Source organism: Capnocytophaga sp. CM59, from assembly GCF_000293175.1.
Classification (GTDB): domain Bacteria; phylum Bacteroidota; class Bacteroidia; order Flavobacteriales; family Flavobacteriaceae; genus Capnocytophaga; species Capnocytophaga granulosa.
Map to the genome: position 1 here is coordinate 18500 of NZ_ALNN01000018.1, position 22427 is coordinate 40926.

The following is a 22427-nucleotide window of genomic DNA, read 5'->3' on the forward strand; positions in this document are numbered from 1 at the left end:
GAACTTTTATTGAAACTACCAAATTTTTTTCGTTATTTTTTTTGTTAGCCATCAGTGGTCAGTGGTCAGTGGTTAGTGGTCAGTGGTTAGTGGTCAGTGGTTAGTGGTTAGTCACTAGTCATTAGTCATTAGTCACTGGTCATTAGTCATTAACCTTCCGTCTTGCATGGTAAAGGTCTTATCGGCCATTTGTGCCAACTGGGTATTGTGGGTTACAATAACGAAGGTTTGGGCAAAGGCATCACGCAGGGAAAAGAAGAGCTGATGCAATTGTTGGGCGCTCTCCGAGTCAAGGTTACCACTGGGTTCGTCGGCAAAGATCACCGCGGGCTGGTTCATCAGTGCACGGGCTACTGCTACACGCTGTTGCTCCCCTCCTGAGAGTGCATCGGGCTTATGAGAGAGCCTATGGGAAAGCCCCAAATAGTCCAGTAGCTCCTTTCCTCTACGCTCGGCCGCTTGGCGTGAAGTACCCTTAATAAAGGCAGGAATACAAACGTTTTCCAAAGCGGTAAACTCTGGCAGTAGCTGATGGAACTGGAATATAAATCCTATATGCTCATTGCGGAATTGTGCCAGCTTCTTAGCTGAGAGCTTCTTGACATCTATTCCATTGATAATAAGACTACTCCCCTCAGCCTCAGTCATCGTATCAAGTGTGCCGAGGATATGTAGTAGGGTCGTCTTCCCCGCCCCAGAAGCGCCTACTATAGAGACCACTTGGGCTTTCTCCACATGGATATCCACCCCTTTGAGAATCTCTACTTGGCCGAATTTCTTATGTATGTTGGTTGCTGCTATCAAAATTAATGAAAAGTGAAAAGTAAAAAGTAAAAAGTGAAAAGTTGTCATAACCTAACAACTAACCACTAATAACTGACCACTAAAACTTTATTTAGGTACTTTAATTACATAGGTTTTTCCTGACTTGTTTTGGAGGGAGAAATCTCGTATCCAAGGGTTGAGCAGGCGTATGGTCTTGTAATTGGTCTTATAAAGTTTGGCGAAAGAAGCTAAGTTGTTTATAGTAGAATCCACAGTGATGTACTGCACGGGTTCTAAGTTATATAGCTGGTCTTGCTTATAGTAAAAGCCATACTTCTTTGGGTTTTTCATAATCTCCTTAACGGCCAAGATACGGAAGACATAGCGGCTGGTCTCATTGTTCAAGTGCAGGTCATAGTAGCTACTAACCTCCTGCTTGTTTAGTTGGTTACGAATACCCGCTTTACCTGCATTGTAAGCGGCTGCCGCCAGTGTCCAGCTGCCCATTTCTTCTTTGGCTTTTTTCAGATATAAGCAGGCCGCTTCGGTAGCCTTTTCTAAGTGAAAGCGCTCATCTACTGTATCTTCCATCTCCAAGTCATATTCCTTGGCGGTGTTCTTCATAAACTGCCAAAAGCCTGCCGCTCCTGAGGGAGAAACCACATTCATCAGGCCGCTCTCTATCAGGGCTAAGTACTTGAAATCGTTGGGAATATCGTATTTGTGTAAGATCGGTTCTATAATCGGGAAGAACTTATGTGCTCGCTTGATGAGCAACAGTCCATTGGACTGCCAATATACATTGACCAAGAGTTCTCTATCGAGGCGTTCTCTGACATCGGATAATTGCAAAGGTACTGCTTCACCTGCAAAATCTAGCTTTTTAGGCAGGTCAAAAGCACGAACCTGATACATAGGCAAGCTATCTCTTTCGGAAATCGCCTCCACCATGATAGGGTCATCTGTGCTGAGAGTCGGCACTTCCGATTCCGCTGGAGAAGCCACCGCATTGATCAATAACAAGGCTATGGCAAACACTCCTATCCAGCTGAATATCTTTTGACAAATAGAAAAAAACTTACTCATTTTCAATAGTTTATATTATACATAATCGCTCTTTCCTTGTAGGTAATAGGCAAGAAATACAAGAGTTATTTCTGCGCACAAAGATAAAGAAAAAAGTAGAAAGTAAAAGTTTTTTTTATCTCAACTTTTTTCACTACCTTTGGCACTTGTAAAAATCACTAAAAAAACCATTACTTCAGATGGATAACCGATATGCCATGCGTGGGGTCTCCGCCACCAAAGAGGAGGTTCACAACGCCATTAAGAATATTGATAAAGGACTCTTTCCCAAGGCTTTTTGTAAAATTATCCCCGATTACTTAAGTGGAGATAGTGAGTATTGCTTAGTCATGCATGCCGATGGGGCGGGCACTAAGTCCTCTCTCGCTTATATGTACTGGAAGGAAACGGGTGACCTCTCCGTATGGAAAGGCATCGCTCAGGACGCCCTAATTATGAATATTGATGACCTGCTCTGTGTAGGAATTACTGACCATATCCTGCTCTCCTCTACCATTGGCCGCAACAAAAGGCTCATTCCAGGGGAGGTGATTGCCGCTATTATCAACGGTACAGAGGAACTCATTGAGGAACTAGGCCAGCATGGAGTTACTATCCACTCCACAGGAGGGGAAACCGCTGATGTGGGTGATTTGGTACGTACCATTATTGTAGATTCCACTGTTACAGCACGTATTAAGCGCAGCCAAGTAATCGACAATGCACGTATTGAGGCAGGAGATGTTATTGTAGGTTTGGCCTCTTTCGGGCAGGCTACTTATGAAAAGAGCTATAATGGCGGCATGGGCAGCAATGGCCTTACTTCGGCACGGCACGATGTGTTCTCCAAGGCCTTGGCCGAGGAATACCCTGAAAGCTATGATGGCGGACTTCCTAAAGAAGTTATCTATACAGGTAGCAAAGCCCTCAGTGATGCTGTTGAAGGGAGTCCTCTCAATGCAGGCCTATTGGTGCTCTCCCCTACCCGTACCTATGCCCCTGTGATTAAGCAAATCCTCTCCCAATACAGTCCCTCTGACATTCATGGTATGGTACACTGTAGCGGAGGTGCCCAAACGAAAATCCTACATTTCATAGATAAGCTACATGTAATCAAAGACAACCTCTTCCCGGTACCCCCTCTCTTCCAACTCATTCAAGAAGAGTCTAAGACCAATTGGAAAGAAATGTATCAGGTGTTCAACTGTGGCCATCGTATGGAACTCTATGTACCTGAAACTATTGCTGCTGATATTATCCGTATCTCCCAATCTTTCAATATAGATGCCCAAATCGTAGGCCGTGTGGAGAAATCAGACCACAAAAAGGTTACTATACAAAGCGAATATGGCACTTTTAATTACTAATGACTAATGACAAGTGACTAATTTGTTGTTAAAAAGATTTGTCACTTGTCATTTGTCACTTGTCATTATTTTCGTACTTTTGCAGCTGTTTTTAATTTAAGATGTGTCCATAACCATGGCAAAAACCAAATCCCCAGAGACTGAGAAAGAGAAAGAAAAAGGAAAAGAGAAAGAAAACAAAGGCAAACGAAACACCCTACTAGAGCGAAGAGTCTCTATAGGTGTGGTTCTTTTGTTCATATGCGTTGGCCTATGTGCTGCTTTTATGTCGTTTATTTTTTCCTGGCAAGCAGACCAAAGTCTTTTGAATGAGCTTTCTGACAGAAGTGTACAACCCCAGAATATTCTCAATAAAATAGGCGCTTATGTGGGCAACCTATTTATATACAGAGGGTTCGGCATTGCTACCTTTATTCCTCTTGCCCTTTTGGCACTTACTGCCCTAAAACTCATATTGGACACCAAGACCAAACTGCTCAACAAGTGGTTTTGGGGGATCTTATGGATGCTCTTCCTTTCGGTTTCCTTTGGCTTTTTCTCCTCCGATGCTACTATTCTCAGTGGTATAGGCGGATATGAGCTTAATTCCTTTTTGAGTGATTACATAGGCCACTTAGGAACTGCTTTGGTACTACTGGCTATACTTTGCGTATATCTGGTAGGAAGGCTTCATATCACCCCTGATAAAATCAAAAATTCGATAGATACAGGTAATGACTGGATTAAAAACCATAAAAAACCCTCCTTTTCCACTAAGGGCAGAATTGTCCCTTTAACCCCTCCAGACACCCCTCCAGCTGGAGAAGAATCCTTTGTCCCTGATCCTACAGGCTTCGAGAGTGAAAGTGGAGAAGCTGCCGACAAAAAGATAGATGTCTATACCCACCGAGATGATATTCCACTCTTGCACCCCGAAGAAGAGCGCCAACCTACAGGGAAGCCCACTACCCTTGAGGGAGAAGAAGACAGTGATTTCAAGGTAGAGATCAAGCAAGAGGCCACTGTAGATCCCGCCGATGTTGCCCGCCGCTTGGTAGAAGACTTTGGGGAGTTTGACCCTACTTTAGAACTCAAGTCCTACCAGTTCCCTCCTATAGACCTCCTTCAGGAATACAAGAATGCAGGAGTGGTACGCAACGATGAGGAATTGGAGGAAAACAAGAACACCATTATCCAGACCCTACGTGACTTTAAAATAGAGATTTCCCGTATTACCGCTGTGATAGGCCCTGCGGTTACTCTCTATGAGATACAACCTGCCAAAGGCGTTAAGGTGTCCCGTATCAAGAACTTAGAGGACGATATAGCGCTTTCTTTGGCTGCTTTGGGGATTCGTATCATAGCCCCTATCCCAGGGAAAGGTACCATAGGTATAGAGGTGCCAAATAAGAATGCTACCATGGTACCTATGCGCTCGGTAATCAGTTCTGTTAATTTCCAAAAAGCAGAAATGGAGTTACCTATTGCCTTTGGAAAGACCATTAGCAATGAAACTTTCGTAGCCGATTTGGCCAAAATGCCACATATGCTTATGGCAGGGGCTACTGGTCAAGGGAAATCGGTAGGGCTTAACGCCGTACTTACCTCCCTACTCTACAAAAAACACCCTGCTGAGCTGAAATTTGTCCTTGTAGACCCTAAAAAAGTAGAACTTACCCTCTACAACAAGATAGAAAAACATTACTTAGCCAAACTTCCTGACAGCGAAGAGGCTATTATCACCGATACCACCAAAGTAGTCAATACCCTCAACTCTCTTTGTATAGAGATGGACAATCGCTATTCGCTGCTTAAGGATGCGATGGTGCGCAATATCAAGGAATATAATGCAAAGTTCAAGGCACGACTGCTCAACCCCAACGATGGACATAGGTTCTTGCCTTATATTGTCCTAATTGTAGATGAGTTTGCCGACCTTATCATGACCGCAGGCAAGGACGTGGAGCTCCCTATAGCCCGCTTGGCACAGCTGGCACGTGCAGTAGGTATTCACTTGATTATCGCCACCCAACGTCCTTCTGTCAATGTCATTACAGGGCTTATCAAGGCCAACTTCCCCGCCCGTGTAGCCTTCAAGGTGTCACAGTCTATTGACTCCAAAACCATCTTGGACGGCCCTGGTGCGCAACGCCTTATCGGTAAGGGAGATATGCTCTATACCCAAGGTAATGACCTGATACGTATCCAATGTGCTTTTGTGGATACCCCAGAGGTAGAGCGTATTGCCAACTTTATCGGTTCCCAACGTGGTTACCCCGATGCCTTCCTACTGCCCGAATATGTAGGTGAAGGAGGTGAAAACGGCCCTATTGAAGTAGATATGAGCAAGAAAGACCCACTACTGAAGGATGCCGCTGAACTGGTTGTAAGCAGTCAGCTGGGCTCTGCCTCCATGCTACAGCGCAAGTTGGAGATAGGTTTTGCTCGTGCAGGCCGTATCATGGATCAGCTCGAAGTACTCGGTGTGGTAGGTGCCAATAAGGGTAGTAAGGCACGTGATGTGAATTTCCCTGACCTTATCTCTCTACAACAATTTTTAGACGAAAAAGGTATATAATAGTATATTACAAACGCAATGAATCACCCAAAAATAGCGATTATCGGATTGGGATATGTAGGCCTCCCCTTGGCACGGCTCTTGGCTACTCGCTACCCCGTAGTGGGGTATGACAAAAAAGCCTCACGTGTGGAAGCCCTACAAAGAGGGGAAGATACCACCCTTGAGGTAGAAACAAACCTATTACGAGAAGTCCTAACCCCAACAAACCCTACTCTTGGACAAGGACAGGCAGGGCTTTTCTGCACCCATATCCCCGATGATTTAGCCCAGTGTAACTACTTTATCGTTACGGTACCCACCCCTGTGGATAAGCACCATCGCCCCTTACTCACACCCCTACAGTCGGCCAGTGAAGTGGTAGGAAAATACCTCAAAGCAGGTGATATCGTTATCTACGAATCTACCGTATATCCAGGCTGTACTGAGGAAGAGTGTGTACCTATCTTAGAACAAGTCTCAGGCCTGAAGTTCAACCAAGACTTTTTCGTGGGCTACTCCCCTGAGCGTATCAATCCTGGGGATAAGCTCCATACGGTAGCACAGATTCTTAAAATCACCTCAGGCTCCACTCCTGAGACTGCTCAAAAAGTCAATGCCCTCTACCAATCGGTCATAGAAGCAGGTACTCACTTAGCCCCCTCTATCAAGGTAGCTGAAGCCGCCAAGGTGATAGAGAACTCCCAACGGGATATTAATATTGCCTTTGTCAATGAATTGGCTAAAATATGTAACCTATTGGATATTAATGTACAAGCTGTATTGGAAGCCGCAGGAACCAAGTGGAACTTCTTGCGCTTTTCCCCAGGGCTTGTAGGAGGCCATTGCACAGGGGTAGATCCCTATTACTTAGCCCAAAAAGCCCAAGAGGTAGGCTACCACCCCGAAATCATCTTAGCGGGTCGCCGTATGAACGATTCTATGGGTAAGTATGTAGCCGATCAGGTGATCAAGCTGATGATTGCTCGTGAAATCCCTATTCATAGGGCACGTGTCTTAGTACTGGGAATTACTTTTAAGGAGAATTGCCCCGATGTACGCAATACCAAGGTTACCGATGTGGTGCGTCAGCTCGAATCCTTCCATACTGAAGTGACGGTATATGATCCTTGGGCTCGCCCCGAAGATGTATGGGAAGAGCACCAAATCCGCTCACTCACTACCCTACCCGATACACAACCCTATGATGCTATTGTATTGGCCGTTGCTCACAAGGAGTTCCTCTCTTTACCATGGGAGCAGCTAAGAAAGCCCTATAGTATCCTCTATGATGTAAAAGGTGTACTGCCAGAGGCAGACGGACATCTATAAAAAAAGCGTAGGAGACTACGCTTTTATTTTTTCCTTGGCCAAACGGACTATCTGAGAGACTACCTCATCAAGGGAGGTATGAGAGTTGTCTATCTCCACGGCATCGGAGGCTTTCTGTAAGGGCGATTCTTTGCGATGGGTATCTTGATAATCACGCTCTTGTATATTCTTAAGCACCTGCTCAAAAGTAACCTTTTCACCCTTCTGCTGGAGTTCCTCAAAACGTCTTTGGGCACGTATCTGCTCGGAAGCAGTCATAAAGAGCTTTAGCTCCGCATCGGGGAATACGACCGTACCTATATCACGCCCGTCCATAACCACGCCTTTCTCTTGTCCCATTTGGCGTTGTAAGGCTACCAAATAGGCGCGTACTTCGGGGATTTTGGCCACTTCGCTTACATGGTCTGCTACCGAGAGACTGCGTATTTCTTTCTCAATATTTTGCCCATTGAGGTAGATTTCAGAAGCCCCTAACTGGGGATTGTACTCAAAGCGAATGCTACTCTGCTCAAGGGCTGCCAGTAGGCCGTCCTTATCAATAGACGAGGAGACGAATCCTCTCTGGAGCGCTAAGAAGGTAACTGCCCTATACATAGCTCCCGTATCTATATATACATATTGTAAAGCCTTAGCTACACGCTTAGCTGTGGTACTTTTCCCTGTGGAAGAATGGCCATCTATGGTGATCATTATTTTTTTCATGATGTTTAAAAAAATAACTTACCAAAAAACAAGTGCTGCATTTCGGTAAGTTATGCTATAAAGTATGATTTTAATTATTGTTCACTATTTTACTAAAAAGGTTTGCTTTCTGCCTCAGTACGTATTTTCTTAATAAGAAGCTTAGCCATACCCACAATCGCTGTATCGTCCAAGATCACATGGTCTAAGACTTTTTTACTCTGCAAAAGCCCAATCAGGTGTGTCTGCCCTTCATATACCAAACATACATCATCTACTATTTTATTGGTTAGTCCCTCTGTATTTTCAAAAGAAAGTACTGCATTTCTAAAGATTTCTACCTGATAAGAACTAGCCAAACGGTTATCCACTCCAGGGCGTGCTTTGTAGGCTACAATAGAACCATCAAGGGTACTTACCAATGAAACAGAGATTACCCCTGGCACGTTTGCAAAGAGCTGTGCTGCATATTCGTTTAGAAATTGTTCCATGGTTTTATATATTAGCTAAAAAATAATTTTCTGAAATGACTTTCCTTTTTAGGCGCTTCGGAGGTAACCTTTGTATAAAGTTCTGTTTGCAAGGTGTTAAAGGTAACCACTTGTGTCATAGCTGCATAGCATTGCTTATGGATTACACTCAAGACGCCATAGTTCACCTTGGTTGCATCTGTAATGATATGAATCAAGTAATCAAAATCTTTAGAGACATAGATCACATGGGTCTGCTCATTATTGGAGATCGTAATCTCGCGAAGAGAGTCCTCATTGATACTGTCTATGTACTTAATTTCCTGAAGCGCATTTTTGGCTATTTCAGCCTCAAATTTTGCTGTGGCCGAGTAATCCAATCCGCTAAAAGACTGATTGTATAAGATCTCGCCATGTTCTGTACCTATAAAGCTAACTGATAGGATACCAGAGAGTTGGGATCCCATTTGGTCAGTATATTTTTTAAATTCTTCTAAAATCATACTTTCAATTTTTAGTAGGTTACAACAATGCAAAGCTACGATGTTTTTCCCTAAATTGCAACTTTTACACCATAATATATTCAACAAAATCACTTTTCCTGTTGATATCTACACAAAACACTCTCACACAACACTTTATACAAAAACTCTATGTATCTTTTGTAAATAACTTTATCCTAAGTTAGAAACCAAAAATTTGAGCGTCTTCTTTATTCTGTTTGTCTCTGGCTTTTTTCTTTGCCTCGTACTCTATATCCTTATACCTATCATAGAAGCGATAAGATAAACCAATACCGCCCATATAGCGAGTAGGAGTTGTCTTCCAGCTGGCGCCTATAGTAGCATTTATTTGAAAGTTTTCATCTATGAGATAGGAAACACCCCCTCTTAGGAGAGAATCCTTGTAATAATCGCTTGTAATCCCCTCATTCTCCAGATAGATACTCCATCGGTCATCATAAAGGTTATGGGTAAGGGTAAAGATGTAGCTATATTGGGCGTGTTGTGAGGCAATATTACTTCCTATAATATTGAGCACCAAGGCTACTTCTCTGAGCGGATGGCTCTGTAGGATAACCATTGCCTTGGGTGTCGCTATGGGATAGCTCTCATTCATCACCTCATAGAGGTAACGATTTTTCTCCAAAAGATTAACCCCTGCATAGAGGGAGATAGCGGGAATGAGTTTTCTCCACTTGAACTCGGCATTGGCCTTCCAGCTATAGACATTGATATCGCTAAGAAAGACTGGGTCATAGAACATATATTTCACCCCAAAGGTCGTGCGCTGGAAGCCTATTTTTCCAGAGGAAATCCCATCGGTAGAACGATTGCTATAGAGCAGAGTGCCATCGCCTATGATTTCAAACTGGTCTCTCCATACCCCATAGCGCACCATATAGTTCAGTCCCACATTCTCCTGAGAGAGTCCCAGCAGGTCATGCTTATTGGTTTCGTAATAGATATCCGACTCCACTTGTGCTACCTTTCGCCCTACTGCATAAGCCCCCATGGAGCGTCCTGGCTTGTTGGAATTGATAATATCAGTATATTGAGCCTTAGTGGTTATAGTGGATAATAACAAGAAAAAAAGTAGTGTTTTTTTCATAAAACAAACTTGTTTTTAGGTAATACATCTTATAATTGGCACTGCTCCCCTACTACTTTTTGTGCAACCAAAGTAACTTTTTTCGGGAGGTTATAGCTTAGTTTTATAAGGTACAAAATTAAAAAAAATATCATTAAAATCAAGGATTTACCTTAAAAAACTTTTTAGCAAAAACGGCAATAGGTTTCCCCATTGCCGTAAAAAATATAAACTATGAAAAAATTTTACATTTCTGTGATGATAAACTCACTACGTCTGTTTTGTTGGTGTTCTTCTTCTGTACAAGGAACGCCATTCTTACAGCCATTTACCAACTGTGTTTCTCCATATCCCTTAGCGGTAAGTCTGTTCTTAGCGATTCCTTGACTTACGATCCATGCCATAGTAGCTTTGGCACGTTTGTCAGAAAGGATAAGGTTAGACTTATCAGAACCACGGCTATCAGTATGGGAGCGGATAGCAATCTTCATGGTAGGATGATCCTTCATCGCTTCTACGATTTTAACCAATTCAGCAGCTGCATCAGGACGGATATTGTACTTACCAAGGTCAAACTTGATTTCTTTTATCTGGAAGATCTTAGCTAAGTCATCACCTTTTTGAAGTTTCTTCTTGGTGGTTTTCATCAAGATTTCTTTCTCAATAACTGTACCTTTTTCACGGATATTTACTTGTTCTTCTACCACTGCATAGTCCTCACGCTGAGCACGAAGGAAAACGAAGGTATCATCACAATTCACTGTCTTAACACCGAAGTCATAATCCCCGTTGGTCTTATTCTCTATCTTGGCCATTTCTTTTTGGTCACTATCGGAAAGAGTAAGCGTTACGTGGCCAAGTACTTCTTTGGTATCTATGTCCTTAACAATCCCCTTGATAGTCTTTTTACAGTCAAATTCCAAAGGTCTATTTTGTACAAAGTAGTAGATATCATCTTTTCCTTTACCCCCTGGACGGTTAGAAGAAAGAAATCCTATACTTCTGTCTTCGTCAAGTACGAAAGCAAAGTCATCATCAGGAGTATTACCTGGACGGCCTATGTTCTGTAGTCTCTTGAGAGAGCCATCTTGCTCTATCTTCACTGCAAAAATGTCTAAACCTCCCAAGCCTGGAAGGCCATCGGAAGAGAAGAACAATACATTCTTAGAAGAGATAAAAGGGAAAGTCTCTCTACCTTCGGTATTGATAAGATCACCTAAATTTTCAGGTTTTCCATAGAGACCTTTCTTATGGTTGATACGTACTCTGAAGATATCAGATTTACCATGAGTACCATTGATATCGGCAGCGAAGTAGAGCCATTTTCCATCAGGCGTGATAGCTGGATGCGCCACGCTGTAGCCTGTTACGTTGAAAGGCAAACGCACTGGGTCTGTCCATTCGTTATTCTTTCTAACAGAACGATAAAGTTCCAAGAGTACTTTCTCTTCAGCTTTCTTTTTCTTTTCTTCTTTAGAAAGAGGTACTTGGTAGTTACGAGTAAAGTAGATCGTATCCATCGTTCTTGTGAATACAGGGCTGGATTCGTTCAAGAGGGAGTTGAGCTTAGAAGAGAAAGGCTCTTCTTTGGAAAGTTGTCCATTGCTGAATTTAGCTCTGAAGAGGTCATAATAGCCCTCCCCAGTCCAGTTGGAGGTACCACGAGCCGATGTTTTACGGCTTGCTGTATATACTACCTCATCTTTTCCATAGAAAGCGGTACCATATTCAGAGAATTCGGTATTGATTTCTACAGGTTTAATTGTTAAGCGACCTGAATTATCTTTGATTACTTGCAAATAATCCGCATGTTCTTCCAATTTGCGAGCGCGTAGGTCGTCTTTGCCAGTTAGTTTCACGAATTGATCCAAAATAATCTTTGCTTCGTCGTAGCGCTCTACCGATTTAAGGCATTGTGCATAACGATAGTAGTATTCTGGAGTAATTTTGTAGTTTTCGCTATCTTTTTTAGCGTTTGCGAAGAGCTTGTCATACCATTTCAAAGCTGTTGTATAATCAGCATTGAAATAATAAGAGTTTCCTAAGTTCTCTAAGATGTTTTGATCTACATATCCTTGTTCAGCTATACGTTCGTATATCTTGATGGCATCCACATAGGCGTATTTACCATAGAGATCATTAGCCTTTTTAATTTTACTTTCATTTTCTTTCTTCAGTTTCTCTTGGTCATCTACTTGAGCGAAAACGACAGAAGTGGAACAGAAGAGTAGAAAAATAGCGGTTATTTTTCTTATCATTTTTTATTTTTTTAATTGATTAGTTACACTATTTAGAAGAAACGAGGAGAGATAATCTTTTGAATATCTCGAACGAACTCGTAACGCAAGAAGATTTCGTGAGTACCTTTGTTATATTTACGTATATCAGTAGTCTCCATATCAAAGGCATAGCCAATGAACCAGTTTCTATCTATCTGGAAACCAGCCATAGCACTCACAGCAGCACTCCAGCGGTAAGCAGCACCTAGGACAAAGCGATCGTCGTACATAAAGTTAGCCGAAAGGTCTACCTGCAAGGGGCTACCAGAGACCATTTTCATCAGAGCCGCAGGCTTGAACTTGAAGTCAGGTGAAAGGTCAAACACATATCCCCCCATAAGGTTGTAGTGTTGTTTTTCATTGATATCAGTTATCACCTTTCGATCTTTTGATCTAGAGAATGTTTTGGTATCCAAGAGATAAGGAATAGAGAAACCTACATAGTATTTTTCTCCATAGTAGTATACCCCGGCTCCTATATTAGGTAAGAAGGTATTTGCCTTTCCTTCAAAAGCGGCATCGTTAGGATAGAGCAAGTTAAGTTTGTTCCTATCAAAGTTATAGAAACCTGCTGCTGCCTTGAGACCAAAAGCCAGCTTAGATTCGTCAAATTCCAAAGTATAAGAGAAATCCACATCCACTACATTGGTAGATTGTGGCCCTATACTTTCGTGATAAATGCCTGCACCTATCCCTATATGTTTCTCCTCAAAAGGAGTGTGGAAGCTCAAAGAAGCCGTTTTAGGAGCTCCGTCCAAGCCTACCCACTGATTACGATAAAGAGCAAAGATGCTTGTACAATCACGAGAACCTGCATACGCAGGATTAATCATCATTGTGTTATACATATACTGTGTATACTGGGAATCCTGTTGCGCTGTTGCCTGATCCCCAAGCAATACCAATCCTAATAACACAATTAGTCGCATTCCTTTTTTTAACATATTCTTTTCATTTAAGAGTGTGCAAAGATACAATAAAAACCAACGATTATACAAATATTTTCTTTTTATATTTCTTATATTCTTATTGATTTTTTTAATACACATTGTAAATCAACCACTTAACCTCCAAAAAGTTATTAACAATGATAGTAATAATTATTAATTGTTAATTGTCAATTGTTAATTAGTGACTAACGACAAGTGACAAGTGACTAATCCTCTTGTGGGTATTAATCACTTGTCACTTGTTGTTGGTCACTTGTCACTATCTAACGCCATGCATCATGCGTTCTATCACCTTGTTAAGGGATACCATAAGGATACCCAAGACCATTACAAAGGCAGAGATAGAGGCAAATACCGTACTTGCACCCAACTCTACTACATAAGAGGAGATAAGTCCTGCAAGCATATTGGCAAAGGCAGCAGCCATAATCCATACGCCCATGAATAGAGAGGCAAAACGTGCTGGAGAAAGTTTGGTTACAATAGAGAGCCCCACTGGTGAGAGAGAAAGCTCCCCTATGGTGTGTAATAAGTAAGTGAGAATCATCCAAATCATACTGGCTTTGATCGTAGCATCAGCGTTATCTACGATGTTAAGACCTCCTTGCCAAGTAGCACCTCTTTGGAAACCAGCAATGAGCATAAACCAGAAGCCTATACCAAGTACTATAAGTCCGAGACCCATTTTCAAAGGTGTGTTAAGTGCTTGTCCTAAGCGTGTATTCCAGAAATAAGCAAATACAGGTGCTAAGACAATTACAAAGAATGGGTTAATCATCTGAAGCCAAGCGGTAGGTATCTCATGACCGAATATGGTTCTATCTATATATTTGTTAGCATATAGGTTAAAGGAAGCACCTGCTTGTTCCATACCAGCAAAGAAAAAGACAGCAAAGAAGAAGAAGATGAAGATCACCGCAATACGTTCTTTTTCTTGACGAGTAAGCGGCACTTTTACTTCCTCGGTAGAGGATTCTGCTAACTTGGCAGCACCCTTAGGCTCCATACCTATATTTCCTAAATACTTATTACTTAAGAATACGAACAAGAGTTGTCCCAAAAGCACCCCTACAGCAGCTGCTAAGAAGCCATAACGATAGCCATGTGTAATCTGAGTAACTCCATTGGCATCTACGAAAGTAGTAGCGAATACATTATCGGCCAAAAGTCCTACGATCAGTGGAGCAATTACCGCACCCAAGTTGATCCCCATATAGAAGATAGAGAAAGCCGAATCCAAGCGTCTGTCTCCTGGCTCATACAAATCCCCTACTATGGAAGAGATATTAGGCTTGAAGAAACCGTTCCCGATAATCAGTAAGAAAAGACCAGCAAAAAGGCCTACCCTACCAATAAACTCATTATGAGCCAACTGCTCAGGGGTCAGATTGGGGGAAACAGTAGTGAAAAGCTCAGGGGCAAAGAGCAGGAACTGCGCCAATACCATAATAAAGCCCCCTATAAGAATGGACTTGCGTTGGCCTAAGTACCTGTCGGAAAGCCAACCTCCGAAGAGTGGTGTGAAATAACAAAGCCCTGTGGCCAAACCATAGACGGTTGTACTGAACTTTTCATCATAACCAAGCCCACCATTAAGCCAAGTAGCTGTTAGGTAAAGCACCAAGATACCGCGCATCGCATAATAGCTGAAACGCTCCCACATTCCTGTAAAAAACACGAGGTAAAGCCCCGCAGGATGTCCTTTTTTTTCTGTATTCATTATCTGTCTAATTAAATTATGTTATGTGTTATAAATTATTCAATATGAATTGGGTCATCTTCTCATATAGGTGATGACGTGTATTTCCTCCATAGATACCATGATCCTTGTCTGGATAGATTGCCCAGTCGAACTGCTTGTCATATTGTACTAAGGATTCTATCAGGCGCATGGAGTTCTGTACGTGTACATTGTCATCGGCTGTACCATGTACCAAGAGGAATTTCTTATTGAGGTTCTTGGCATAGGTAAGAGGGGAATTGTTATCATATCCCTCAGGGTTTTCCTGTGGCGTCTGCATATAACGTTCGGTATAAACGGTGTCATAAAAACGCCAGTTAGTTACAGGTGCCACCGCTATGGACATCTTGAACACCTCGCCTCTTAGAATACAGTTGGAGGCCATAAATCCACCAAAGCTCCAGCCCCAAATACCTATACGGTTCTTATCTATATACTTGTAATTGCCGACAATCTTAGCGGCTTCCACTTGGTCTTCCAATTCATATTTACCCAATTGTTTGTAAGTACATTTCTTAAAGGCTGCCCCCTTATAGCCTGTACCACGTCCGTCTACACAGAGAACGATATACCCCTTTTGAGCCAACATATAATACCAAAAATCGTCGAAGCCTGAGAAAGAGTTGCTCACTTGTTGAGAGCCAGGTCCTGAATATTGGCACATGAAGAGTGGATACTGTTTGTTTTCATCAAAATCGGCTGGCTTGATCATCCAAGCATTGAGTTTGTCTCCATTTTTGGTAGTGATCTCAAGAAATTCCTTAGTTGATTTCTTATAAGTAGCGATTTTCTGTTCTAACTCATTATTGTTGAGTATTTCCTTGACTACCTTTCCTGTTTTGCTATCATTAAGGGTATAGAGGTTGGGCTTCTTCACGCTTGAAAACTCATTGATAAACAAGGAGAAATCAGGACTAAAGGTAGCCTCATTAGTACCAGCCTCTACGGCCAAGGCTTGCTTATCCTTGCCTGAAAGCGCGATGCTATAGATACCACGATTAATAGAACCAGGTTCAGTGGATTGGTAATAGATACGTTTGGCCTTAGGATTATAGCCATAGTACTCGGTTACCTCCCACTTTCCTTGGGTAATTTGTCTTAAAAGCTTACCTGTTTTGTCATAGTGGTAGAGGTGATTATAGCCATCTTTCTCAGAGGTAATAATAAAGCTATTGTCGTCCAAGAAAGTAAGGTTATCTGTAATACTTACATAGGCCTTATCCACTTCGTGGTATACAGACTTAAATTGCTTAGTGGCAGCATCTACAAAGAGGATATTGAAATCGTTCTGATGCCTATTGAGCGTTTGGATACTTAGCACATTGGCCTCATTTGTCCATTGGATACGAGGAATATAGTAAGCATCCACAGGGATTTGGGTGTCCTTTTGCCCATTTACATCATAAAGATAAAGGCTTACTACTGAATTCTTTTCCCCTGCTTTAGGGTATTTGAAAGTCTCTTGGGTAGGATAGAGTTTAGTACCAAAGACATCCATAGAAAATTCAGGTACTTCACGCTCATCAAAACGGATATAAGCTAAGAAAGTACCGTCGGCATTCCAATCAAAAGTTCTTACAATGCTAAACTCTTCTTCGTATACCCAGTCGCTGGCACCATTGATAATCTTGTTTTTCTCCCCATCAAAAGTTACTTGTTTTTCTTTTTTGGATTGGGTATCATATATATAGATATTGTTCTGATACACATAAGCCACCTTATCCCCCTTAGGAGAGAAGAGTGGTTCTTGGATCTTCTTATCAGTTAACTTAGAGAGTTCTTGTTTTTTAAGGTCAAAGACATAGAAATCTGCTGAAAAGGAACGCCTAAAGATAGATTCCTTATTGGTTGCAATTAGGATTTTATCCTCCTGTTGGTTAAAAGTATAGCTATTGATACGCTGGATTTGGGGATAGTTCTTGGTATCAAAAAGCGTTTTTTCCTTTTGCAAGGTCGCAAAATTATACAAATCAATGGTATAATTGAGGTTTGTATAATCATAATTGAGCACTGTATACTGGTTGGTATGCTTCAGTGCGGAGAGATTAGTCATTCCACTGGGATAAAAAGCGTAATCTGTCCAAATGTCTTTTAAAGTAATCAGCTTATTTTGTGCACTCACATTCAATGAGATAGCCAGCAAAAACAGCCAAAAATAATTCATTTTAGTTCTCATCTTTAATATATTTTTTGTAGCTACAATTTTACGTTTTTTTTCTGATATAACCACATCTTTTTTGTTTTTTTTAATTCTAACAAAAAAGCGACCTGTTTTCAAGTCGCTTGATAGAATAATTCAGTCCCTTATACTTATGTACTTAGTTATTTAAAAAAAGAATGAGCGGTAACATCTACACGTTCTGTTCCCTCTTTTGAGAATTTAATCAATTGTTTTACCCAATAGAAGAAAAAGCCAAATAGCACTACGAGCATAATCCATGTAGCAATATTGGCTCCCCACCAAGAAGAAAGCTCTAAATGTCTTAGATAGTCATAAGGCGCAAAAGCAATTTCTTCAAAAAAATACTTGATTCCTTTAAAAAATGCTGTCATAATCTTTTCTTTTTTAGTGGTGCAAATATACAACTTTTTTTATTAACTTTCTATCTTTAAGCAAACTTTTTTTTCTTTCTCTATTTTCTCAGTATGTTTTACATATACATGTCCCTCTACTGTCCTACACACTAGCAGGTAATACGCCCCCTGGAAGTAGCAACCCTCCACGGTTGCTTGCCATGGCGATTGAGCTACCACTCTTAGTTGGTGAGGGTAATACAGTCGCCACTGTCCTGCTACTTGTACCTTATTGACCAAATCAAAAAGGGAAGCTACATATTCGTTTTGAGAATAATAAACCCTTTTAGGGGTATCTATCAGCAGCTGCTTGCCCTCTCTGAGGATCATAATCCTATCGGAAAAGCCTAAGGATTCTTGGCTCTCATGGGTAGCAACAAGAGTGGTAATCTGATGTGCTTTGACGAAGGCAAATAGATTCTGGCGTATATTATTCTTAAGGAAACTATCGGTTTGGCTAAAAGGTTCGTCCAAGAGCAGCACCTCAGGCGCCTGTGCCAAGGCCTGCGCCAAGCCTACCCGCTGTTGTTGGCCTCCGCTGAGCAATACAGGTTTTACCTTGGCATAGTCTTGCATTAGGGTCATCTCCAGCAGCTCTTGCACACGAGCGCGCTTTTTACGCAGGTCAAGGTTAGAGAGGTACTTCCCTACATTTTCCTCCACTGTCATATAAGGCATCAGGCCGAAATCCTGCGCTAAGTACTTCATCTTGGCAAAACCAGGCACCAGATTGTGCGAAGGGCCTAAGACTGGTGTCCCTCTCCAAGAAATCTTACCTTGCTCAAGGTCAAATAAGCCATAGATAGCCTTGAGCAAGGTGGACTTGCCCGAACCACTTGCGCCCACTATGGAGAGTACTTCCCCTGGGGCAAGGGAGAAGTGAATACTGTCAAGTACCTTAGTATCGGTATAAGTATAAGATAGATTTTCAACGATAAGCATCTACAGACTATTTGGTGGGGCAAAAATAAGAATTATTTTCAAGATAGCCACTTATTCGTTTGTTTGTTGTATATTTGCACACAAAAATTTATCCTTATGAAAGTATGGCTCAGTAGGCTCAAACCATTCTTGTATGTAGGTGGTTTGTATATAGTTATCTCTTTTATCCTTAGAATCATCTTTATGGGGCACCCCATTACCAGCACCTCCTTTTCGTGGGGTCAGGTCTTGGGAATGCTTCTGGTAGGCACCCTGAACGATGTGTTTATCATCATCTTGGCCAGTAGTATATTAGTGCTTTACTTCCTTTTTATTGCCAATGTAAAGTACCAAAAGCCCTATGGCTATATTATCCTTGGGGCAATGCTCTTGCTCTTGGGCTATATAGAGTTTGTCCCCAACAATATTTTCTACCAATATGGAGGTTCGGTAGAGGAAATCGCCTTGTACTTCTTTGGGGCAAAGACCCTTTGCTTTGCTGCGATGCTCTTTGCGGGCAAGTGGCGCAAGCAAGTGCGTAATGTACTCTATTTCATTACGTTATTTATCTATACCTTTGCCATAGTGATGAATGCTGTTAGCGAATATTTCTTTTGGAATGAGTTCGGCATACGGTACAACTTTATCGCGGTGGATTACCTCATCTACACCACGGAGGTTATCGGAAATATTATGGAGAGCTACCCTGTGGTACCGCTCTTCTCAGGAGTATTTATTGTGGTGCTTGCGCTGACTATTTTCCTTTATAAAAAGACAAAATCTACCCTTGAGACTATCCCTAACCTTAAAGAAAAAGGATTGTTCTTGGGGGGCTACGTGGCATTGTTCCTCTTGAGCTTGTGGGCTACCCCCAAGTTTGACGAGATTAAGTCCAACAACGTATTCGTTCAGGAGATACGCTCCAACGGGGTGTATAAGTTCTATTACGCTTTTACCCATAGCGAGTTAGACTTCTTCCAGTTCTACCCTACCCTACCCGAAGAGGAGGCAAGGACAACCTTTTTGAAACATTTCAAGACACTGATGGGAAAGCCCCCTGTACCAAGCTGTGGGGTACGAGACTATATTTCTGTTAAGCAGCTACCTTATTCCGTAGAAGGAAATGATATTGAAGAACATAAGAATGTGGTGCTTATCTCGGTAGAGAGCCTTTCGGCCGAATATATGGCGGCTTATGGCAATACTGAGGGCATCACTCCTTTCCTTGATAGCTTAGCACAAAAAAGTATCTTCCTGACCAACTTATACGCTACAGGCAACCGTACTGTACGCGGTTTGGAGGCTTTGACCCTTTGCCTGCCGCCTACCCCTGGTGAGAGTATCGTTAAGCGCAAGGATAACAAGGACAAATTCACCACGGGGAGTGTCTTCAAGTCCAAAGGGTATAGTGTCAAATACCTCTATGGGGGGTATAGCTATTTTGACAATATGAAGGACTTCTTCGCAGGCAATGGCTATGATATTGTAGATAGGGACAACTTTACCCCTGAAGAGATTACTTTTGCCAACATCTGGGGGGTAAGTGATGAGGATATGGCGCGCAAAGCCATTAAGGAGATGAACGCCCAAGCAAAAACAGGCAAACCTTTCTTTAACCACTGGATGACCGTAAGCAACCATCGCCCTTTTACCTATCCAGAAGGTCGCATTGATATCCCTGGTACGGCTAAGTCGCGTAGTGGTGGGGTAAAATATACTGACTATACACTCAAGCTGTTCTTTGAGTTGGCTAAAAAAGAATCGTGGTTCAAGGATACCGTATTTGTGATTGTTGCCGACCACTGCGCTTCGAGTGCTGGACGTACTGAATTACCTTTGGATAGGTATCGTATTCCCTGCCTTATCTATGCTGACTTCTTAGAAGCCGAACAGATAGATAAACTCGCTTCTCAAATAGATGTAATGCCTACCGTAATGGGACTCTTAAACTTTTCTTATGAGAGCAAGTTCTTAGGTCAGAATATTCGCACATGGTATTACCAACCGCGCGCTTATATAGCTACCTACCGAGAGTTGGGATACCTTACCCCTGAGACACTTTCTATCATCAAGCCTTTGCGTGAGCAGATACAATATAAAATTGTTCCAGAGGCGGAGCAACCTAAGGTAGAACTTCCTATTTTTTACCAACAGCTCAAAGTAGCTCAACCTGATGAAAAATCAATAAAAGAATGTATCTCCGCTTACGAGACTACCTATTTCTTGCTAAAGAAGGGGGAACTGAATAAGTAGGTAATGTAGTAATGAGTCAATGAGGCGATGAATTGAGATATGATTTATTACCAATTGAACAATGTGTCAATGGATTTAGAACTAAGTACTTTTATCCCTATCATCAAGGAGATGGTATACCATATCTCTATTGATGATTATGCTTCGATAGAGCGCAAGGGTCAAAATGGAGATATCCTTGTAGAGGATTTGGCGTATGTGATCCATCTGTATCCTTATAAGATAATTCCTTTGCCTGATGAAGCCTTTGACCTAGCGGAAAGTTACTTTATTGAGGAGAAGAAGAGGCTTGATGTATATATTCCCTTCTGGACAAAAGAAGAAGGCAGAAGCGACCTGATGCTTGCACTTTCCTGCTATATAAATGATGGGGCTGAAGAAGTCATTATCTATGATGTATTTGTACCTTAAAAAAGTCTTTGTATAACCATGTTACGAGTGCTATGAGAAGGTAATATCGTTTTACATGTTCCGACAACTCTAATTATAAAATATATGAGGTTCTTTATTTGTGCAGCACAAGTATATGCTTATAAAAAATATAAGGTCTTCCACGAAAGTATCCACTACATAAGGGATTATTTGGATGGAGACTGGCAAGATGCTATAGGAGGTATCCTTATAAAAGAATGGAAAGATAAGGATAAGATACTCAGACCTGCTGCAGAATATCCTGATGAAATCTTTATACAATATCCTGATAAGGTATATGATATAATGAAATTTAATTACTTTGAGAAGGTAAGCCTAGTCATAAGGGTATTCCCTAGAGTTACCAAATGTAAGACTTATGCCCGTTATTACAAAAAGGAAGAAGTCATTGGGGAATATACCATAAAAAAAGAATACCTCCATATAGACCCTGTGTTCATAGCTGAAGACTATGAGGAACTGAGCAATGAGGAAATACACAAGAAATTCTGTGATGATCTTTACGACCTCTTAGCGTACTATCTACTAAAGTATAAGAAACGTTTTACAGATTTTAATGCAGAAGCATTTCTCCCTTTTCTTAAGGAGAGACTTCTTTCTATCAAGGAACGTAAATTTCCTACTTGGGAAGAAGAAAAAGCCCTTAGAGCACAGCAACCTAAAGTAGAAGTAATCCCTGACAAAGGAAATATTTTCGAGAACAAAAAGAAAAAGAAGACCTCAAAACCTTGATACTTTTGAAGTTATAAAACCTTTTTTCCAGCTACCACTATGACAAAGGTAGCTCCCTACTAATAACTCTGATATACTGAAGCCTATCGGGTTAAATACTCTAAATAAATTATCGTATCTTTGCCCAATAGATGTATCCCAAAAGAACTATCACTTAATGATTGATTTTGAACCCTTTACAAAACTATTTTATGCCTATCATCAGAGAACTCAGGGGGAAAGCTCCCATTATAGGAAAGAACGTATTTATAGCCGAAACAGCTGTCCTTATTGGCGAGGTTACCCTCGGAGAGGATTGTAGTGTATGGTACAATGCCGTCCTTAGGGGCGATGTGAATGCTATTGTCATCGGCAACAAAGTGAATATACAGGACAATGTCATGGTACATTGCACCTACCAGAAAACCTCTACTACCATCGGTAACAATGTTTCCATAGGACACAATGCCATCATACATGGCTGTACACTCAAGGATAATGTGCTTATCGGTATGGGAGCGATTGTCTTGGACGGCTGTGTGGTGGAGAGCAACTCTATCGTAGCGGCAGGGGCAGTGGTTACCAAAGGCACCCATATAGGGTCGGGTGAGGTATGGGCAGGTGTCCCCGCTAAGAAGATTAAGGACATATCCCCTGAACTTACCGAAGGAGAAATAAACCGTATCGCCAATGCTTATGTGAAGTATGCACAGTGGTACCAAGAAAGTGAAGAGTGAAGAGTGAAAAATGAATAGTGAAA

General features: G+C 41.6%; 19 protein-coding genes. 7 read left to right on the plus strand and 12 right to left on the minus strand.

The annotated features are described in order from the left end of the window. Positions 1–132: 132 nt before the first annotated feature. Positions 133–804, minus strand: coding sequence for an ABC transporter ATP-binding protein (locus tag HMPREF1154_RS05795; RefSeq protein WP_034566993.1), 672 nt, complete (start codon positions 802–804; stop codon positions 133–135). Between the two features lie 87 nt (positions 805–891). Further along, complete coding sequence (locus tag HMPREF1154_RS05800) at positions 892–1851, minus strand: lytic transglycosylase domain-containing protein (protein WP_009641668.1); 960 nt, start codon at positions 1849–1851, stop codon at positions 892–894. A gap of 179 nt (positions 1852–2030) precedes the next feature. Here HMPREF1154_RS05800 and HMPREF1154_RS05805 point away from each other — a divergent pair, with 179 nt between their 5' ends. From HMPREF1154_RS05805 to HMPREF1154_RS05815, 3 genes are all read left to right on the plus strand, one after another. Then, complete coding sequence (locus HMPREF1154_RS05805; RefSeq protein ID WP_009641724.1) at positions 2031–3197, plus strand: AIR synthase related protein; 1167 nt, start codon at positions 2031–2033, stop codon at positions 3195–3197. A 115-nt stretch (positions 3198–3312) separates the two neighbouring features. Next, complete coding sequence (locus tag HMPREF1154_RS05810) at positions 3313–5754, plus strand: FtsK/SpoIIIE family DNA translocase (protein ID WP_009641679.1); 2442 nt, start codon at positions 3313–3315, stop codon at positions 5752–5754. 18 nt (positions 5755–5772) lie between these two features. Then, complete coding sequence (locus HMPREF1154_RS05815; protein WP_009641688.1) at positions 5773–7065, plus strand: nucleotide sugar dehydrogenase; 1293 nt, start codon at positions 5773–5775, stop codon at positions 7063–7065. 15 nt (positions 7066–7080) lie between these two features. Here the strand turns inward: HMPREF1154_RS05815 and cmk are convergent, their stop codons facing one another. The 10 genes from cmk to HMPREF1154_RS05865 all read right to left on the minus strand — a co-directional run bounded on the left by cmk (position 7081) and on the right by HMPREF1154_RS05865 (position 18292). Continuing rightward, positions 7081–7767: a (d)CMP kinase gene (gene cmk, locus HMPREF1154_RS05820; protein ID WP_009641657.1), complete on the minus strand. Its 687-nt coding sequence runs from the start codon at positions 7765–7767 to the stop codon at positions 7081–7083. Positions 7768–7859: 92 nt separating this feature from the next. Further along, on the minus strand, positions 7860–8237 hold the full coding sequence (locus HMPREF1154_RS05825; RefSeq protein WP_009641693.1) for a hypothetical protein: 378 nt from the start codon (positions 8235–8237) through the stop codon (positions 7860–7862). An 11-nt stretch (positions 8238–8248) separates the two neighbouring features. Next, on the minus strand, positions 8249–8719 hold the full coding sequence (locus tag HMPREF1154_RS05830) for a hypothetical protein (RefSeq protein WP_009641680.1): 471 nt from the start codon (positions 8717–8719) through the stop codon (positions 8249–8251). 181 nt (positions 8720–8900) lie between these two features. After that, complete coding sequence (locus tag HMPREF1154_RS05835; protein WP_009641723.1) at positions 8901–9827, minus strand: transporter; 927 nt, start codon at positions 9825–9827, stop codon at positions 8901–8903. A 224-nt stretch (positions 9828–10051) separates the two neighbouring features. Continuing rightward, the gene (locus HMPREF1154_RS05840) at positions 10052–12064 is read right to left on the minus strand and encodes an OmpA family protein (RefSeq protein ID WP_009641678.1); all 2013 of its coding nucleotides are present in this window, start codon (positions 12062–12064) and stop codon (positions 10052–10054) included. 32 nt (positions 12065–12096) lie between these two features. Next, entirely contained in the window at positions 12097–13029 is a 933-nt protein-coding gene (locus HMPREF1154_RS05845; protein WP_034566994.1) for a PorP/SprF family type IX secretion system membrane protein, read from the minus strand. A gap of 265 nt (positions 13030–13294) precedes the next feature. Beyond that, positions 13295–14755 (minus strand): peptide MFS transporter, encoded by a 1461-nt coding sequence (locus HMPREF1154_RS05850; RefSeq protein ID WP_009641659.1) that lies wholly within the window; start codon positions 14753–14755, stop codon positions 13295–13297. A 28-nt stretch (positions 14756–14783) separates the two neighbouring features. After that, complete coding sequence (locus HMPREF1154_RS05855; protein WP_009641730.1) at positions 14784–16952, minus strand: S9 family peptidase; 2169 nt, start codon at positions 16950–16952, stop codon at positions 14784–14786. A 146-nt stretch (positions 16953–17098) separates the two neighbouring features. Continuing rightward, the gene (locus tag HMPREF1154_RS05860) at positions 17099–17329 is read right to left on the minus strand and encodes a DUF6341 family protein (RefSeq protein WP_009641705.1); all 231 of its coding nucleotides are present in this window, start codon (positions 17327–17329) and stop codon (positions 17099–17101) included. A 42-nt stretch (positions 17330–17371) separates the two neighbouring features. Continuing rightward, a complete protein-coding gene (locus HMPREF1154_RS05865; RefSeq protein WP_009641727.1) occupies positions 17372–18292 on the minus strand; it encodes an ABC transporter ATP-binding protein in 921 nt (306 codons plus the stop codon). Between the two features lie 96 nt (positions 18293–18388). Between HMPREF1154_RS05865 and HMPREF1154_RS05870 the strand changes: the two genes are divergently transcribed. The 4 genes from HMPREF1154_RS05870 to HMPREF1154_RS05885 all read left to right on the plus strand — a co-directional run bounded on the left by HMPREF1154_RS05870 (position 18389) and on the right by HMPREF1154_RS05885 (position 22404). After that, positions 18389–20524: an LTA synthase family protein gene (locus tag HMPREF1154_RS05870; RefSeq protein WP_009641643.1), complete on the plus strand. Its 2136-nt coding sequence runs from the start codon at positions 18389–18391 to the stop codon at positions 20522–20524. 69 nt (positions 20525–20593) lie between these two features. Beyond that, complete coding sequence (locus HMPREF1154_RS05875) at positions 20594–20935, plus strand: DUF7668 domain-containing protein (RefSeq protein WP_009641649.1); 342 nt, start codon at positions 20594–20596, stop codon at positions 20933–20935. A gap of 84 nt (positions 20936–21019) precedes the next feature. Next, positions 21020–21688, plus strand: coding sequence for a hypothetical protein (locus HMPREF1154_RS05880; protein ID WP_009641713.1), 669 nt, complete (start codon positions 21020–21022; stop codon positions 21686–21688). A gap of 191 nt (positions 21689–21879) precedes the next feature. After that, positions 21880–22404 (plus strand): gamma carbonic anhydrase family protein, encoded by a 525-nt coding sequence (locus HMPREF1154_RS05885; RefSeq protein ID WP_009641677.1) that lies wholly within the window; start codon positions 21880–21882, stop codon positions 22402–22404. The last annotated feature ends 23 nt before the right edge of the window (positions 22405–22427 follow it).